Below are 17,571 nucleotides of genomic sequence, written 5' to 3'. Positions count from 1 at the left end.
GCATATCCCAACGATGTGCAATGGATCATGGAATCTGATCCCACAAATATATTTTTCAAACGACACAACAAAAAAAATGGAAATCACTATTATTCAGCTAGGTGACGAAAACATTGCTGAAGTTAAAGGTTCAGGCGTCTTTATCCATAATCTCGATGATGGTCTACAGATTATGGTCGACTGTGGCGCGCAAGAAGCATACAAAGCAATTATTTATCAAGAGAACATCACGGATGACTTCTTCGAACTTAAAACAAAACTTGCCGGTGAAATTCTTCAAAAATATACGCAGTATGGCTTTGACATTGCCATCGTTGGCGATTTCTCCAAATACAACAGCAAAAGTTTAAACGATTTTATCTACGAAAGCAATAAATCAAAAAAAATCAATTTTGTAGGTACGCGTGAAGAAGCGATAGCCAGATTTTCAAAACGTTAAACCATGCGCATTGATTCAGAAAGATTAGCGATTCGGCCCATCATGCCGGAAGACAGTCGGGCAATATTCGGGTATCGTTCAGATAAAGAAACCAATAAATACCAGGGCTGGATTCCAGACTCTTTGGCAGAAGTCGATGAATTTATAGCAAAAAACCCAAACACGTTCAATCTTCCAGAGTCCTGGTTTCAGCTCGTTATGACCGACAAAATAGCAAAGGCTGTAATCGGCGATATTGGCGTTCATTTTTTTGGTGCTGAACACCTGCAGGTGGAATTGGGCTGTACCATAAAAAAAGAATTCCAGCAACAGGGTTATGCCAAAGAAGGACTAAAAACAGTTATAGCGGCCCTGTTCCGTCAGTATCATAAACATCGGATCATGGCCTCGGTAGCTCCGGAAAACAAGGCATCCATGCAAAGACCATCGGTGCTTCGATCCCGTCCTTTAAAAAATTATAAGGTGTCAGGTCACGTGTTTTCAGATAGTCCACGGCATAGTTCAAGATATCCTCTTTATCCACTCTAAAAGCAAAATGTCTCGGTTGAAAGTTTGTTTCTTCCTGCCACAGGCCCAACATATAGTCTTTGCCGGTTCCAATCCATAAAAAAACAATAGGACGTGTCGGATCACGATGTGCCACACGTAATCCCAGTACCTCCGTATAAAATGCGACAGACTTAGCTAAATCCCGCACCTGAATATGCGTTTCGTATAAACCTTGTATCATGAGTTATTTCATTTTATTAAAATTATTTCGATCCATTAATAGCGCTCTCGTGATGTAAATGCAAGATCGGATAGGATTTGCCCATACCATCTACAGCTGAGCGTCCGATAAGCTGATATCCTTTTTTCAGATAAAAATCAACAGCCTGCTGATTTTGCTCATTGACATCAACTTTATACACCTGGAGCTTATCCAGCACATACTGTAGTGCCACAGTCCCAATACCTTTTCCCCTGTAGGCTGAATCCACAAATAACATTTCTAGATTATCATCGGAGACAGCGAAAAAAGCAGTAGGCTGTCCAGCGTCATCGATGACATAGACCTTTAATTGTGGTAAATACTCGGTTGGGATCAGTCTCTTATATAACTGAAGATCCTCCTCTTTCAAAAAATCATGTGTTGCCCGAACCGAATTTTCCCAAATGCGCAGGATTGCCGCATAGTCGGCTCCACTTGCCGCTCTTATTTCCATAACGATTATCTCCCTCTAAAAATTCTTATTTACACCGTATCGCTACGGAATAGCATTCTTATAAAAGCTTCCCTTCCGCTTTACAGAAAGGCAATGTAAGTTAAATTGGAGAACTAAAATCATGAAAAAGTTAAATAAGACAGAAAGATGATGATTTAGGTTCCGATAATTTGATTTCAGAGAAAACAACCTTATCTTGTAAATAAACACATTAGCCATGTACAATACACTTCTATTCAAAAAATATCTTCCGGAAGATTTTGACGCTTTCCACGACTTGGTTAAAGCGGATGATGTCATGAAATACATTACCGGCAAAGGATTGTCCGAAGAGCAGGCCCGGAAAAAGTTCGATTCGATTCTAGAAATCAACCAGGATCCTGATTTAGGCTATTTTAAAGTAATCGAAGCGGATACGCTAAAGCTTTTAGGCGACTGTAAGCTTGTTAACTACAAAAAAGATCCAAGTGTATTCGAAATTGGTTATTTGCTCCGCAAAGAACATTGGGGAAAGGGGCTGGGAACACAGATTTGCGAGTCGATGCTAGCCCTTGCCACAACATTAAATCCAGGTAAAGATGTGATTGGTATTATTGATCCCGATAACACCGCATCGAGACGACTACTGAATAAATTCGGATTCAAAAGTTTCTTCGTGGGGATAGAAGACGATATTGCCACAGAAAAGCTGATGCTCAAACGGACAGCATCCGAATAAACAAAGCCCATTCGAATATTTAAAACAATAGGAACTGTATATGCCCAAACCGAACAAAAAGTCAATGAAGTTTAAGGTAAAAACAACTTATAATACACACGAAAGTCTTCAAGATACCTTATCATTCTTTGGCGTAAATTGCCACCGCCCCTATTATATTTCTTCTGGAAATCCGATTTTTGAATACCCAAGCAATGCTTTTCGTATTGATTATTATGCCATCTGTATCTGTACAGCGGGCGATATAAATATTCAGGTAGACAATCAGGAATACCATATCTCGACAAACCATATCCTCATATCCGCCCCAACAACAATTATCCGGTTTTCGCAGGTCAGCGCCGACTTTAGAATGAAGCTACTCTTTTTTGACAAAGCATTCCTGCTTAAACATATTGTCAATCCATTCTTTATCGAACAACTGGGGCTTTTTAAAAATTCGACCTTTACCATTGTCAGCTCCCAAGATAAACAAATTGACAAGCTGTTAAAATTAATGGACTACTTCAAAGAAGTTACCTTAAGAACAACACATTTTACAGCAGATATCATCCGCACGATCATCTTTAATCTCCTGTTAGAGATCGCCGACGAATTGGTCTCTAAAGACCATAATACAACGGAAAGTGTACAAGAGACCAACAACCTGTTCTATAAGTTTACAGACCTGGTTCAGCGACATAGCAATCAATACAAAGAAGTACAATATTACGCCGACCAGTTATTTATTTCAAACAAATACCTCATTCAGATTGTTAAAAGAGCATCAGGTAAAACACCACATGAAATTATTGATGAGCGTGTGCTTAAAGAAGCCTATGTGCTGCTCGGGAATCCCGAAAAGACTATCTCAGAAATTTCTTATGAAATCGGATTTAATTCCATCTCAGCATTTGGTCGTTTTTTCAAAAAATACGCCACCTTATCGCCATCAGAGTACCGAAAGCGACAAAATATGTAGAAAGAGGAAATTCGGTAGAACAATAGCGAATTTGAGGGCACAAATGATGAAGGTGGTCTTTGTAACTTTACTCAACAATTAAAAAAACATAAGAATCATGAAAGAAATCACCTCAAAATTCGACAAAGTATTAAATGCATCTGCTGAATATGGAAATGTAAATCATGAACCCGATTCAAGCAAAGAACAACAACGTAACACACCGAAAAAATCGATGCCCTTTTCTGATCAGATCGGAAATTATCAACGCAATAAAGGTATTCCACCAAAATCATATAAAGACAGTAAAATTTACATCGTCGGAAGCGGTATAGCAGGGATGTCTGCAGCCTACTATTTTATCCGAGATGGTCATGTTCCTGCTGAAAACATCACATTCCTTGAACAGCTCCATGTGGAAGGCGGCTCGTTAGATGGCGCCGGTAATGCAACCGACGGCTATGTCATCCGCGGTGGTAGGGAAATGGATATGACCTACGAAAATCTTTGGGATATGTTTCAGGACATTCCTGCATTGGAAATGCCTGCCCCCTACAGTGTTCTGGACGAGTACCGTTTGATCAATGACAACGACTCCAACTACTCCAAAGCAAGGCTTATTCATAAACTTGGTGAGATAAAAGACTTCAGCAAGTTTGGATTGGGCAAAATGGATCAGCTGGCCATCATTCGATTGCTCCTCAAAAATAAAGAAGATTTAGATGACTTAACCATCGAAGACTACTTCAGCGAGTCATTTTTATCCAGCAATTTCTGGACCTTCTGGCGTACCATGTTCGCTTTCGAAAACTGGCATAGTTTACTTGAGCTGAAATTGTACATGCACCGCTTTTTACATGCGATAGACGGATTGAATGATCTTTCATCACTCGTATTCCCGAAATACAATCAATACGACACCTTTGTGACCCCTTTGCGCAAAGTACTCCAAAGCAAAGGTGTAAACATTCGATTCAATGTGTTAGTCAAAGACTTGGATATCCAAAGCAATACCGATGGAAAAGTTGTGGAGGCCCTGATTACAGAACAAGACGGTAAAGAGGTAAAAATTCCAATCGGAAAAGACGACTTCGTCATTGTGACAACTGGATCAATGACAGAAGATACCTTCTACGGCGACAACAAAAATGCACCGATCATCGCTATCGACAACAGCAGCAGCGGTCAAAGTGCAGGCTGGAAACTCTGGAAAAATCTGGCTGCCAAATCCGCCATCTTTGGTAAACCCGAAAAGTTCTGCAGTAACATCGAAAAATCAGCATGGGAGTCTGCGACCCTGACATGTAAACCTTCGGCTTTAGTCGAAAAACTAAAAGAATATTCTGTCAATGACCCTTATTCCGGCAAAACAGTCACTGGCGGTATTATTACCATTACCGATTCTGATTGGCTGATGAGTTTCACCTGTAATAGACAGCCACATTTCCCTGGCCAACCGGATGATGTTCTTGTCTTATGGGTATATGCCTTATTTATGGATAAAGAAGGAAATTACATCAAAAAGCCAATGCCACAATGTACTGGAGATGAAATTTTAGCCGAACTATGTCACCATTTGGGCATTATTGATCAACTGGACGATGTTATCAAAAATACGATTGTACGTACGACATTTATGCCTTACATCACCTCGATGTTTATGCCAAGAGCAAAAGGCGACCGTCCGAGAGTCGTACCTGAAGGATGTAAAAACCTGGGCTTGATCGGTCAGTTTGTCGAAACCAACAATGACGTTGTCTTTACGATGGAAAGCTCGGTACGTACCGCACGTATTGCGGTATACGAACTGCTGAACTTAAACAAGCAGGTTCCGGATATTAATCCCCTACAATACGACATCCGCCATCTTTTGAAAGCAGCCAAAACATTAAATGATGACAAACCATTTGTGGGCGAAGGCTTACTACGTAAAATGCTAAAAGGCACTTATTTTGAACATATCCTGCCTATCGGTTCTGAGGAACAAGAAGACCATGAATCTTTCCTGACAGAGCAGATCACCAAATTCAAAGATTGGTTAAAAGGAATTAAAGGATAGGGATCACAACCTGCGCCATGATTCCGTGGCGCAGATTTTTACGAATTGAAAAAACAATAACATCATGGACTTTAAAAATATAACGATAGCTGGCAGTGGGGTTTTAGGCTATCAAATCGCTTTCCAAACAGCATTTCATGGCTATCATGTCACTGTATACGACATCAACGACGATGTATTAAAAAAAGCAGCAGCAAAATTTGATATTTTGGCGCAGGCATTCGAGAAAGATCTTCATGCGAGTAAAGAACAACTGGCTTCAACCTTTGACAGGCTAAGTTATAGTTCAGATCTGGCCGCGGCGGTAGCAAACGCAGATCTTCTTATCGAAGCCGTTCCCGAAAACCCAGCCATTAAAATTGGCTTCTATCAGGAGTTAGCGAAAGTGGCTCCGGAGAAAACCATTTTTGCCACAAACTCCTCAACCTTGCTACCAAGTCAATTTGCCCAAGAAACCGGCCGTCCAGAGAAGTTCCTGGCGCTACATTTTGCCAATGAAATCTGGAAGCACAATACAGCAGAAATTATGGGCCATCCGGGTACAGACAAAACTGTATTTGAGCAGGTTGTAAACTTTGCAAAATCCATTGGCATGGTTGCCCTCCCGCTGCACAAGGAGCAGCCTGGCTATATTGTAAACTCCTTACTTGTCCCATTACTTTCGGCGGCAACAGATCTTTTGGTCAACGAAGTGGCGGATGCCCAAACGATCGACAAAACCTGGATGGTTGCCACTGGGGCGCCAACAGGCCCCTTCGGCATACTCGATATCGTTGGCATCACAACAGCGTATAATATCAATAAAATGAGCGCCGATGCAACAAATGATCCCTTAAAGATCAAAACAGTGGCCTATCTCAAAGAGCATTTTATAGACAAAAACAAATTGGGCGTCGCTACTGGGGAAGGGTTCTATACCTATCCCAATCCGGCCTATCAATCGCCCGACTTTTTAAAGTAGGTCTCTTCATAAACACTAAATCGTCGCAGGTGGAGCGGTGACGATTTAGTGTTTATGCTTATTTCAATCCGCTTCCTTCTTTCACTCATTTGCATATACTCCGTTCAACCATGCAAAAGTTGAACGATGCTGTCCATTCAATACCGGTTTGCTGATACCCATTGTTTTAAGGATGGCATCAAATGCTTCACCGATCATCAAATCATCACGATTGCTAAAAAGTGAAACCACAAGGTCTTTCTGTACATCGATATATACGATATGATGAAACCCGGTAGATTCACCTGAATGAAACAGGATTTTATGGCCTGCATTTTTTTGAATAAACCATCCGAAATGATACGCTATTCCATCCTTTACCGGGTAGGCCATTTGATCGAACAATTGCTCCAGTCCCGGCTGTATTAACCGATCTTTTACCAAAAAATTGGCCCATGTATGATATTCATCCGCAGATAGATAAACACCCCCATTCCCCTGTGTCGCACTTGTCACACTCTGATCGGCAAACAGGTAGGAGCCTTCTGTCGGATGATAACCGTAGACTCGTTCATCAACCGTCGTGCCCGGTTCATATACCAATCCCTTGCTAATGCCTATGGGTTCAAACAAGTGATTTTTGACAAAGGAAGCAAAGGATTTTTTTGCAACATGCTCGACAATCAGCGATAAAAGACAATAGCCTGTATTGCTATAGCGAAATTGACTTCCCGAAGGGAAATATAAACGATCAGTCTGCCGGATATACTTCAGCACATCCTTATCCGATACCTGATCTTTCCTTTCTTTCGGTATAAGCTCTTCATAGTCCCAGATTCCGGATGTATGTTGCAGAAGCTGTGCTACAGTAATACCTTTCAGCGCGACTGGCAGATCTTTAAAAAAAAGGGACAATGGGTCGTCTAGTTTTAAACGCTTTTGAATCACTAAGGTATATATCGCCTGTGCAGTCACCTGTTTGCTTACCGATGCCAGGCGAAAATGTGAGCTGGATGTGATTGCACGCTTTTCCTTCAAATCTGCACGTCCAATTGCATAACGATAAATAAGACGACCATTTTGGCTAACTGCACAGCTAATCCCCGGAGCTGCCGGGTCCTTATAATAGCCTGCAATGGTGCTATCCAATTTTGATTTATCCATTTTTTGTCCCATAACAACACTTGTTACACAGATCAAAATAAAACTCAGTTTTAGGTTTATCATATTTTATACAGTACATTTCGGTTTATATTGTCAGCCTCCTGAAAGGCACAGCGTATTAAATCAATTTGATCTTATTGCTTTTCAAAAATGTACCCTTCAAAAATCGAAATTTTCTTGCAATGCGCGGGTGTTTTTATTGATTTTTATTTATTTCTTTTAATTTTGCTTTCATGCTTCATTTCTCATGAAGCCGAACTGATCCGGAATCCTTCCCTCAGTTCTTCATTAAAAAATCACGACAGACTATGTTTTTTATTTTCAGTATCTACGACTTTGTATTAGCAGAAAAAACGGTAACCGCAACCTTAAAAAAAGAAAACGCGCCAAGAAATTTCACCTTGCAGATTATTACGCCAGCCCGTCGGTTTATAGGCCTACCTTTTGGCGGTGGATTTGTCAAACTTTCCAGACTTTACGACGAACAGGGTAAATTGATTCACGCACGGAATTATTCAGATGAATTAAAAGCAGAGATCAAAGCGTTCAAAAGTCAGTATAGCATCCCCTATTTTCAGTTATGGAAAGGATTTCTAATTGTCACTGCGGCAATCCTTATCTGGGCAGTCATTTATGGGGTAAAGAATAAATTGGGAAATCAACAACGGGAAAAAGAAGTTGGTCAGATGATTGATCAGTTGAAGCAACTAAAGGCAGGCCAGCTTTATGGCGCTACTTTTTTTACCGATCAGGATGGTAACAGTATAAATGGACTTCCTGCAGGTTGGATAAAAATAGATAAAATCGTGGGCGACACTGTTTTTATACATCGTTCAAAGCAGCTCGACACAAATTCGGCACTTTTTGACATGAAGAACATTGCTTCGTTCAGGCCCCAATCGACCGATGAATGGCAGGAAAAAACAGAAAAAATGGATTTAAATCTATTGAAAAAACAGCTCGAGGATGCTGCGACAAAAAAAGTCGATCTGCTCTATATCGGTAAAGACCACGAGAAATATTCAGGTGTTATATTGACGATAAAAGGTAGCGAGTAAACCTTATTTCTAGGTATAACCAACGTATTGACTTTTCAGCGCAGACAGATCATGCGGCTAGATCCATACTTAAAAAACTCAAGATCGAACGTTTTAAGCAGCGGCCGATCTTGAGTCTCTATTTTTAGTACTGGATTTTTTCTTTTAGTACTGGATTTTTTCGTCAATATCGTATTTCATGCCTGGATAGTGCAGCAACCTTCGCATCAAGGCAATCTGACCGGCCAGATAATCTTCCCGTCCGATACACATCCCTATGAAATTTAGCTTGTCCTCCTCAATAAAAGGGATATTCATATTAATCTTAAATAGTTCAGCCAGCTGCGTATCGTCCACTTGCAGCAAAGCAGCATAGACTTTCGGTGATATCGCTTTAAAATTTTCTTTTAATTCCTGCACACTGGGATAGTGATAACTTTCATCGAGTGTCTTTCCCATAAAAAATAGCTCATGGTAAGGATCATTTTCCTGAAGCCCAAGAACATGTGCCATTGCATAACGCACATTTACAAAATTACCCGCCATCCATACGATATGGTTGGTCTGTCCATCAATTCGTTTTAATGCATCTTCTTCCGAAACGCCATCCAACGCATTCAGAAAAATTTGACTGTGCATGCGATAAGCAGGAATGATGATTTCTAATTTTAATGATTTCGGTTTATCCATTTCGTTTTGATTTTTTTAAATACTAAATAACTGATTTAGACTAAAATTACACGTTTCAATAGCGATTACACTTGTCGTAGGACAAGAAATAAAAATGAACAAAATTGATAGATCATTGCGAAATAAATTCTAAATTTCTACTAAATTGAAGTTCTATCTTTACCACATGAAGATTTTGATCATAGAAGACGAATTGGAGCTGGCCAAAAGCATCGCTACATACCTTAGCGAGCAACAGTATTTATGCGAATTTGCGCCAACTTTGCAGGATGCTCTGGACAAAATTCAGTTATACCAGTACGACTGTATCTTACTGGATATCGGCCTACCAGATGGAAATGGTCTAAAACTACTCGAAGAGTTGAAGACGCAGCGAAAGCAGGACGGTGTGATCATCATTTCTGCAAAAAATGCATTGGACGACAAAATCCATGGACTACAACTGGGGGCCGACGATTATCTGACCAAACCTTTCCATTTATCTGAACTCACAGCACGAATCTATTCCTTGATCCGTCGAAAACAATTCAATAGCTCAAATATTGTTGTGCAAAATGAAATACAGATTGATCTACTGGCAAAAACTGTTATTGTCAATGATCTTCCTGTTGTATTGACCAAAAAAGAGTTCGATCTGCTGATGTTTTTTATCGGCAACAAAAATAAAGTAATTTCAAAAAGTACCTTAGCAGAACACTTGTCCGGCGACATTGCTGATATGCTCGATAACCATGACTTTGTCTATGCTCATGTCAAAAATTTAAAAAAGAAACTACAGGACGCCGGAAGTCAATCCTATATCAAAACGGTATACGGTACGGGCTACAAATGGGAAAATTAAAATAGTGAGATGAAACCCCTACTGAGCAAAATAACGACCCCATTTCTACTCTATGTATTGATTGTACTAGGTGTCAGTATTCCTGTTTATTATTTTGTAATCGACGGGATATGGAAAAGTGAATTAGACGAACATAACGAAATTATCGTCAAAAAAACAACCTACGAACTGAACAGTTTAAAACTCTCCGAAGACAAGCTCGAAGCCAGCATCGCTTTATGGAATAACATACAACCTGAAACCAATATACATCGCGTAAAGCCGGGCGATTTATTGCAAGATAGCGTGTATACCATCGAAAAACCGCAGCGTTTTGTCGAGCCAAAGACAATTGACCGATTTAGATGCCTATCATCTGTTATTCAGATCAATGGTGCGCCTTATCGTTTTACCGTACAAACAAATATTGAAGAATCTGTAGAAACCATCGCCGCCATCGCCGCAACAACCTTGTTTTTCTTTGTTATCTTGGTCATTGGTTTACTTATTATCTCCAGAAAAATATCACTTAGGCTCTGGAAACCATTTCGAGATACCGTTGATAAATTGAAGGCATTTAATCTCAATAGTCAACAACAGGTTGACTTTCAGCAAACGGACACCATAGAGTTCCATGAGCTTAATCAATCCTTATCCAAGCTTCTTGAAAAAAACCTGGCCGTATACCGATCACAAAAGGAATTCACTGAAAATGCTTCTCATGAATTGCAAACACCTTTGGCAATCCTAAAAAATAAGTTAGATATCTTATTGCAGTCCCCGGATCTAAGCGATGAGCAATACCAGCTCTTTGAAGATATGCATAAAGCGCTTTCACGTAGCACGCGAATCAACCGCAACCTGCTGCTGCTCGCCAAGATTGACAACAGTCAATTCGATCATTCCGAAAAAATCAGTATGGACTCGCTTGTTACACAAAGTATTGAAGTCATGCAAGAACATCTGGAGCTAAAACAGCTACGACTGCAACAAGAGATCCAACCATCGGTGCTGCTGACAGGAAACAGCAGTCTGACCGAAATTCTGATCAACAACCTACTCCTGAACGCCATACGTTACAGCAATGCCAACGATACAATTGCTGTACATCTCAATCAAACTTCTTTAACGGTATATAACCCCGGTTCAATGCCCTTAGATAAAATACTTTTATTCAAACGGTTTTCCAAACTTTCGAAAAACAGCCAAGGCAGTGGTTTAGGATTGGCAATTATTACCGAAATCGCCCGGTATCAAGGCTGGATTGTTGATTATCAATTTGAAAATAATCAACATATTTTTTCCATTCATTTTTAAAATTCCAAAAGTAGTCCTACGATCAATAACAGACATTAGGTAAGTGATGTCATCGCAGGACCGTGTAGAAAGTTTTATTTGCATATCCGTGTAAATTTAGCTTAGTTTAATACATTTGTAGGGACGATGCATGGATAGCCCCTGATTTGGTATCATAGATAAATTTCGATTCATCGAAGTTTTTAACGTTTTTCTTTATATGAAGATTCTCCTAGTCGAAGATGACGTACGTGTCGCAGGATTGATCAAACGCGGACTTGATGAAAATGAATTTCAAACAGCTATTGCCTACGACGGCATATCTGGAAAGAAAATGGCCTTACAACACGACTTTGATCTTATCATAACCGATATCGTACTCCCTAAGATGGATGGATTGGATCTCTGCAAAGAGATTCGTCATATCAAACCCGATGTTCCCATTATCATGTTAACAGCATTAGGAACTACAGACGATAAAATTGAGGGTTTTGACGCCGGAGCGGATGACTATCTGGTCAAACCTTTTGAAATGCGCGAACTCCTAGCCCGCATCAGAGTCCTGCTCAAAAAATATCAAAAACAAGATACACTCACAGGAACAATTTTGCGTTATGGAGACCTGGAAATGAACCTCCATACCAAAAGCGTCAAAAGGAATAATACCGAAATCCATTTGACCCCCAAAGAGTTCAAGTTACTCCATTATTTATTGCAAAATCCCGAGCGTGTCCTTTCCAGAATGGAAATTGCTGAAAAAGTGTGGGAAACACATTTCGACACCGGAACCAACTTCATTGATGTTTACATCAACTATCTACGTAAAAAAATCGACAAAGATTTTGCAACCAGATATATCCATACCAGATCCGGAATGGGCTTTATTCTAAAACAGGACTAATGCGGATCAGGACACGAATCTCCATATTATTCACGCTGATTACAGCCACCATATTGCTGGTATTTGCCTGTACAGTATATTTTTCAGCGGTGGAGAATCGGGAAAGAGAGTTTTACGCCCTATAGAAAAAAGAAGCTTACACCAAAGCAAACCTTTTTTTGAATGCAAAAGTCGACAAAAAGACCTTAGAAGATATCTACCACAACAACCGAAAAATCCTCAACGAAGTCGAGGTTGCAATTTACGACACCCGTTTTGATCTCTTGTATCATGATGCCGTAGATATCGACTTTGTCAAAGAGACACCAGCCATGCTGCAGGATATTCTCAAAAATAAAGAGATACGATTTTATCAGGAAAAATGGCAGGTCATCGGCATAACCTTTCCATATAAAGACAAAACTTACATCATCACAGCCGCAGCCTATGATCAATACGGCTACAATAAACTGAATAGTCTATTATCTACCATTTTTTTGGTTTTCATTTTGTCTATATTTCTGATCTATGCAGCAGGAATATTCTTTTCCAAAAAGGTCTTTCAACCTATCCTGGAAATGACACAACGTGTAAAAACCATTTCTGCGACAAGTTTGGATGCCAGGCTTACGAGTAGCGGAAATAAAGACGAGCTTTCCGAATTGGCCAGCACATTCAATGCGATGCTCGACCGCCTCGAGAACTCCTTTGATGCCCAAAAGCATTTTGTCTCCAATATCTCGCATGAGCTAAGAACACCCTTGGCCGCCATGATTGCAGAACTCGAGATTTCTGCCAATAAGGACCGTAGCATAGTGGAGTATAAAACTGTCATCGACAATACGCTAAATGATGCCCAAAAACTGAAGAAGTTATTTAATAGCTTACTTGATTTTGCCAAAGCAAGTTACGACAGTGCTGAAATCGCGTTTAAAACCTTACGTATAGACGAAATACTAATTGATGCATGCCAGCAGGTTCTCCAGTCAAGTCCAAATTATAAACTCGACATTTTTGTCGATCCGGCGATTGAAGATGAAAAACTTCTATCCATCAATGCAAATGAGTATCTATTGCAGGTCGCCTTTGTCAACCTCATTGAAAATGCCTGTAAATTTTCACCCAATCAAAAATGCCTAATCGCTATCAAAGCGGATGAAAATAGAATTCAGCTGGAATTTAAAGATGACGGAATAGGCATTGACCCAGTCGATCTGCCCAATATATTCACACCATTCTATCGTGGAAGCAACAAAGATTATAGCGAGGGAAATGGTATTGGTTTATCGCTTACCCGAAAAATCGTGCTTCTCCATCAAGGCGAGATCACCGTCCGCTCGGCAAAAGGCGTTGGAAGTGTTTTTAGCATTGATATCTCACATCGTTCCCTATCCTGATAGCATGCTATTTTTTTTTAAGTCTCCTTAACCAGCATATTGTGGTAAAGGAAAAATGTAGCACTGTCAGCTAAGCAGGAGAAATTCTGTTTTTTCTCAACTTTTTATACATGCTTTTCAAGGAAGGCGAAATCAGTATCAGCAAAAGTATGCTGATACTGATCATGGACATGATCTCATAATAATCCATGGCATAGCGCACAAAGGATTGGATCTTGACCCGCTCAGCAACGAGCTTTAAGGCTGCCGTATGTTCCTTATACTGCAGTCCATGCTGCAAAATGCTGACAGATTCCTGCTGCAGGTACTCCCGAAATAAGGGATTGCCCACTTCCGTTTGGTCCCTAAAAACCTGCTGGTGCTGGGCATATTCAAACAACTTGAAAAAATTCTGCAAACCGATACTGCTCGTGTAGCCCAGGTATCGGATAGCAAGACAGACCGCAGCCGCAGAAGCCCCCAATTGCGGGCTGACACTGGTAATACAAAATAAAATGGTGGGTACCATAATAAGCCCTACTCCGAGTCCATGTAAAACTAAGGGTATCCAAAAATGCGCATCATTCCCCTGCCCCTCAAAGGAGAAAAACATCCATTGGTGAAACAGCAGCAAGCAACAATAGCCCGAAATCCAGATCCATTTTACGGGGCGTTGCCCAAGCATCCAATACAATGAGCCTAGAACACCAGCGACAATACCAGCAATATTAAACCACTGGATATAGGACAAATGAATAGGATCGAGTTGAATAACCTGTACGAGATATTGATTTGAGATGGTCAAGGAGAAACGCTCAATATACATCATGTACAAAATCAATAAGCCCAAGAGAAAGTTCCTGTTTTTAAAAATCACCAAATGAACATACACACGCCTGAGCACCATTTGCCGAACAATAAAAAGAATAAGCAACGTTAGACCTACCCCGAATATGATCAGCATATGCTGATCGTTAAACCAATAAACTTCTTGTCCATACACCATTAGATAGCCAAAACTGACGATCACAAGACTATAGAAAATGCAGCTTGCCCAGTCTAATGAAAACAAAGGGTAAGGACGTATATGCCGTATGGAGCGCATCGACAGCATAATCAACAATAAACCCGGTACAAATGATAAGGCAGCGTATAGATAGAGCTGATCAAAATTGAATGAATCGATAAATTCAGCCGTGACGAAAGTATTAAATGGGGAGCTGCAGAGTAACATACCAAAAAAGACAGCATAACTTACTTCCTTAGCCCGATCGCTTTTCAACCGTGAGAATATCATGGAGATCGATAAGTTTACGGCAGAAGCAAACAACATCCCTTGGAAAAAGCGCAGGCCATATACCCAGCTGATATCGGTGATGCTGTACATCAAAAAGCAATTCAATAGCTGTAGAAGATTAAAAATAATGTAGTACTGCTTGATGGGAAAGTATAAAAAAAAGCGCCGTTCTAAAACGTAGAATCCAACAAAACCAGCATAAAACAAAATGATCAGAAACTGGACATCACTGGGTTGTGCACCGTAAAATCCAGCGGTGACATTTGTATTTGCACCCGGCAGGAAAAATAAGACCATACTGGGCATCAAACTGCTAAACAAGATAAGCTTGATCAACCACTCCGGCACCCATTCTTTAAAAATTCCCTTCACTATTTCTGTTTTTTTGATACCGATACATTCACATTCATTCCCGAAAGAAGCTGTTGGGCTCCCTTTTGCTTATCCAGCTCAATGCGCACAGGTACGCGTTGTACAATCTTCACAAAGTTGCCCGTTGCATTATCTGGCGGCAAAAGGGAGAATGCAGATCCAGTAGCCGGGGAGATGGAAATAATTTTTCCATAAAATTTTTGATCCGGATACGCATCAGCAACCACCTCAACCCTATTGCCAAGATGCAAATAGCGGAGTTGTGTTTCCTTAAAATTAGCGGTTACCCAGGTTGGGGTTTCTCTATTGACGATAAAGCCCAAAACTTCGCCAGCACTTATCATTTGACCTTTTTCAATCGTGCGTTTGCCAATCTGTCCATCGTAAGGTGCGCGAATAACGGTATAGCCGACATCAAGCCGTTTGCGGCCGACAGCTGCCGTTAAACGAACACGTTCGGCATCAACCACACCTTTTTTCATATCCACATCATGCACACGCTCCTGTGAAGCCTGTAATTTATGCTTTAACGAAGCCAGCTCACTCTTATACACATCCAACGTCGCTTTTACATCCTCCAGTTGCTGTGCCGTTGCAGACTTTTCCTGAAACAAATAATTATATCGATCATATTCCAACTGTTGCTTGGTTACCCGAGCCTCCCCGGCAGCAATTGATGTGCGTAAAGATTCATGTTCCGCCTGGAGAATTTCCTTTTGACTATGAAGAACATTGATCTCTGCAGCTTCCTTATTGACGGATGCCGCTACCTGATCAGCCTCATATTTATATTCCTTATTATCTATAAGCAACAAGGTATCACCCCGTTTAACCAATTGATGATCGTGATAATGCACAGAAACTACATATCCTCCTACCCGGGAAACAATGGGATTGATATACTGCGTTACCTGTGCATCATTTGTGTAGGTATACCGCAGTCGCATCCATAATGCTTGAGCGCCCCATAACAACAAGGCCAACAAGACAATTCCGGCCAACCAGTTGGTGATTCGAGTGAGTTGTGCCTCCACAACTGTTCTTCGTGATTTAGGTTTCATTAGATAGTACCCTTCAAAAATTCGATAAAATAATAATGTTTCTGTATCGCAATATGTGCGGTTTCAAGATCAAAAAGTGTTTTTAGGTATTGCATATCAGCATCCAATAGATCCGTAATCAAAGCCGATGATTTAAAATACCTGTTTTTTATAATTCGTGCATTTTCCTGCGCCAACGCCTTATTGTTTTGACAGACGTCCTGCTGCTTAATAGCCAATTGATAATCCAACAGGGCCTGTAACAGCTGATTTTCCAGAATCTCCTCTTCATGATGGTGTTTTACCTCTTGTCGATCCAATGCGATCTGTGCTCCGCGCACCACGTTTTTATTGAGATAGATAGCCGAGATCGGTATGCTTAATTTGAGCCCTGTGATACTCAGATTATACCAGCTGGGATTATAGGGATACAAGAAGACCTGTGGATTGGCAAAGGTAAATGTGCTGGTCAAACCCAACTCAGGAAGATAATTTGATCGCGCCTGTTTGACCGACAATTTCTTCAAAACAACTTCCTGTTCGGATTTTAGAAGGGAAAAAGCATGGCTTCGCGCTTCGGCAACAAGCGCTTCATAGCTGGGGCTTTCCACTTTAAAAGGTTCGGTCAAGGGGATAATCTCTGCTGTAATACCGCCAATTAGCTGCAGCTTCTGATTTGCAGCCTGAATATCATGACCGATCTGCACGAGCAACAGTTCCCGCTTCGAAAGTTCCAACGAAATACGCAAGACGTCACTGTGTAATACCACGCCCGCCTTATACAGATGCTCAATCTCCTTGAGCTGTACCCGTTGATCAGCAATATCCTGCTCGATTAAAGATCGGTTACTATACGACAGTTCCAAATCCAAAAAAAGATTGCAAACCTCCAATTTCGTCTGTGCTGCGGCATTCTTCCAATCGATTCTAGCCAGCTCATTTTCCAGTTTTTTGGACTCTATTTTCATTAGGTCCCGATGCCCATTGTAGAGGTTCAGATAAAAATCCAGGCCGCTATCGTACAAGTAATGAATGATATCATGCTGGGAAGGTTTATTTAAAAGCCCCTGGTCATATACAGGCATATTACTTGCATAACTAGCAGAAGCTCTGGCGGAAATCTTAGGGAGCAACTCCATGCGTTGCTGCTGTACTGCCACCTCAGTTTCTTTGAGCTGCAAATAGGACTGCTCGATGTATTTACTGTTTTGTAGTGCTTTGTCGATCATGTCTTTCAGCGACATACGCAAAGAATCGAGGGCGAAGGTGTCCGAAATAGCGCATACTAACAATCCCAT

17 protein-coding genes and 1 pseudogene are annotated in these 17,571 nt (G+C 40.7%); 11 read left to right on the top strand and 7 right to left on the bottom strand.

Annotated features, from left to right (window positions below):
• Positions 1–76: 76 nt before the first annotated feature.
• Complete coding sequence (locus B4Z90_RS00175) at positions 77–439, top strand: DUF4180 domain-containing protein (protein ID WP_046675035.1); 363 nt, start codon at positions 77–79, stop codon at positions 437–439.
• A gap of 3 nt (positions 440–442) precedes the next feature.
• The gene (locus B4Z90_RS25020; RefSeq protein WP_070567003.1) at positions 443–967 is read left to right on the top strand and encodes a GNAT family N-acetyltransferase; all 525 of its coding nucleotides are present in this window, start codon (positions 443–445) and stop codon (positions 965–967) included.
• A 1-nt stretch (position 968) separates the two neighbouring features.
• On the opposite strand, the pseudogene B4Z90_RS25015 reads toward B4Z90_RS25020, so the two are convergent.
• Both B4Z90_RS25015 and B4Z90_RS00160 read right to left on the bottom strand, forming a co-directional pair.
• Positions 969–1,169: pseudogene (locus tag B4Z90_RS25015) on the bottom strand (VOC family protein); the annotation flags it as partial.
• Positions 1,170–1,191: 22 nt separating this feature from the next.
• On the bottom strand, positions 1,192–1,644 hold the full coding sequence (locus B4Z90_RS00160) for a GNAT family N-acetyltransferase (protein ID WP_201303570.1): 453 nt from the start codon (positions 1,642–1,644) through the stop codon (positions 1,192–1,194).
• Positions 1,645–1,861: 217 nt separating this feature from the next.
• On the opposite strand from B4Z90_RS00160, the gene B4Z90_RS00155 reads away from it, so the two are divergent.
• The 4 genes from B4Z90_RS00155 (at position 1,862) to B4Z90_RS00140 (ending at position 6,322) form a co-directional block, all read left to right on the top strand.
• Entirely contained in the window at positions 1,862–2,362 is a 501-nt protein-coding gene (locus B4Z90_RS00155) for a GNAT family N-acetyltransferase (protein ID WP_115050011.1), read from the top strand.
• Between the two features lie 64 nt (positions 2,363–2,426).
• Positions 2,427–3,323 (top strand): helix-turn-helix domain-containing protein, encoded by an 897-nt coding sequence (locus tag B4Z90_RS00150; RefSeq protein WP_159333224.1) that lies wholly within the window; start codon positions 2,427–2,429, stop codon positions 3,321–3,323.
• 97 nt (positions 3,324–3,420) lie between these two features.
• Positions 3,421–5,361, top strand: coding sequence for an oleate hydratase (locus B4Z90_RS00145; protein ID WP_115050009.1), 1,941 nt, complete (start codon positions 3,421–3,423; stop codon positions 5,359–5,361).
• Positions 5,362–5,425: 64 nt separating this feature from the next.
• Positions 5,426–6,322: a 3-hydroxyacyl-CoA dehydrogenase gene (locus B4Z90_RS00140; RefSeq protein WP_115050007.1), complete on the top strand. Its 897-nt coding sequence runs from the start codon at positions 5,426–5,428 to the stop codon at positions 6,320–6,322.
• An 81-nt stretch (positions 6,323–6,403) separates the two neighbouring features.
• Here B4Z90_RS00140 and B4Z90_RS00135 read toward each other — a convergent pair whose 3' ends face one another.
• On the bottom strand, positions 6,404–7,528 hold the full coding sequence (locus tag B4Z90_RS00135) for a serine hydrolase domain-containing protein (RefSeq protein ID WP_083295997.1): 1,125 nt from the start codon (positions 7,526–7,528) through the stop codon (positions 6,404–6,406).
• 245 nt (positions 7,529–7,773) lie between these two features.
• Here B4Z90_RS00135 and B4Z90_RS00130 point away from each other — a divergent pair, with 245 nt between their 5' ends.
• Positions 7,774–8,523: a hypothetical protein gene (locus B4Z90_RS00130; protein ID WP_159333225.1), complete on the top strand. Its 750-nt coding sequence runs from the start codon at positions 7,774–7,776 to the stop codon at positions 8,521–8,523.
• Between the two features lie 144 nt (positions 8,524–8,667).
• Here B4Z90_RS00130 and B4Z90_RS00125 read toward each other — a convergent pair whose 3' ends face one another.
• The gene (locus B4Z90_RS00125; RefSeq protein WP_070567025.1) at positions 8,668–9,192 is read right to left on the bottom strand and encodes a hypothetical protein; all 525 of its coding nucleotides are present in this window, start codon (positions 9,190–9,192) and stop codon (positions 8,668–8,670) included.
• 166 nt (positions 9,193–9,358) lie between these two features.
• Between B4Z90_RS00125 and B4Z90_RS00120 the strand changes: the two genes are divergently transcribed.
• The 4 genes from B4Z90_RS00120 (at position 9,359) to B4Z90_RS00105 (ending at position 13,585) form a co-directional block, all read left to right on the top strand.
• Complete coding sequence (locus B4Z90_RS00120) at positions 9,359–10,033, top strand: response regulator transcription factor (protein WP_070567028.1); 675 nt, start codon at positions 9,359–9,361, stop codon at positions 10,031–10,033.
• A 9-nt stretch (positions 10,034–10,042) separates the two neighbouring features.
• A complete protein-coding gene (locus B4Z90_RS00115) occupies positions 10,043–11,329 on the top strand; it encodes a sensor histidine kinase (RefSeq protein WP_070567030.1) in 1,287 nt (428 codons plus the stop codon).
• Between the two features lie 199 nt (positions 11,330–11,528).
• Positions 11,529–12,209, top strand: coding sequence for a response regulator transcription factor (locus tag B4Z90_RS00110; protein ID WP_070567033.1), 681 nt, complete (start codon positions 11,529–11,531; stop codon positions 12,207–12,209).
• 158 nt (positions 12,210–12,367) lie between these two features.
• Complete coding sequence (locus tag B4Z90_RS00105; RefSeq protein WP_236560265.1) at positions 12,368–13,585, top strand: HAMP domain-containing sensor histidine kinase; 1,218 nt, start codon at positions 12,368–12,370, stop codon at positions 13,583–13,585.
• A gap of 70 nt (positions 13,586–13,655) precedes the next feature.
• On the opposite strand, the gene B4Z90_RS00100 is transcribed toward B4Z90_RS00105, so the two are convergent.
• Genes B4Z90_RS00100 through B4Z90_RS00090 form a run of 3 tightly spaced genes read right to left on the bottom strand, consistent with a single transcriptional unit; the run spans position 13,656 to position 17,571 of the window.
• On the bottom strand, positions 13,656–15,233 hold the full coding sequence (locus B4Z90_RS00100; protein WP_139145021.1) for a beta-carotene 15,15'-monooxygenase: 1,578 nt from the start codon (positions 15,231–15,233) through the stop codon (positions 13,656–13,658).
• On the bottom strand, positions 15,233–16,294 hold the full coding sequence (locus B4Z90_RS00095) for an HlyD family secretion protein (protein ID WP_070567039.1): 1,062 nt from the start codon (positions 16,292–16,294) through the stop codon (positions 15,233–15,235). The genes B4Z90_RS00100 and B4Z90_RS00095 overlap by 1 nt, the downstream gene beginning before the upstream one ends.
• Positions 16,294–17,571 (bottom strand): TolC family protein, encoded by a 1,278-nt coding sequence (locus B4Z90_RS00090; RefSeq protein ID WP_070567041.1) that lies wholly within the window; start codon positions 17,569–17,571, stop codon positions 16,294–16,296. Before B4Z90_RS00090 ends, B4Z90_RS00095 begins: the two co-directional genes overlap by 1 nt.

It is taken from the genome of Sphingobacterium sp. UBA5639, assembly GCF_002421245.1.
Classification (GTDB): Bacteria; Bacteroidota; Bacteroidia; order Sphingobacteriales; family Sphingobacteriaceae; genus Sphingobacterium; species Sphingobacterium multivorum.
This window is presented reverse-complemented; position numbering and strand designations above follow the sequence as displayed.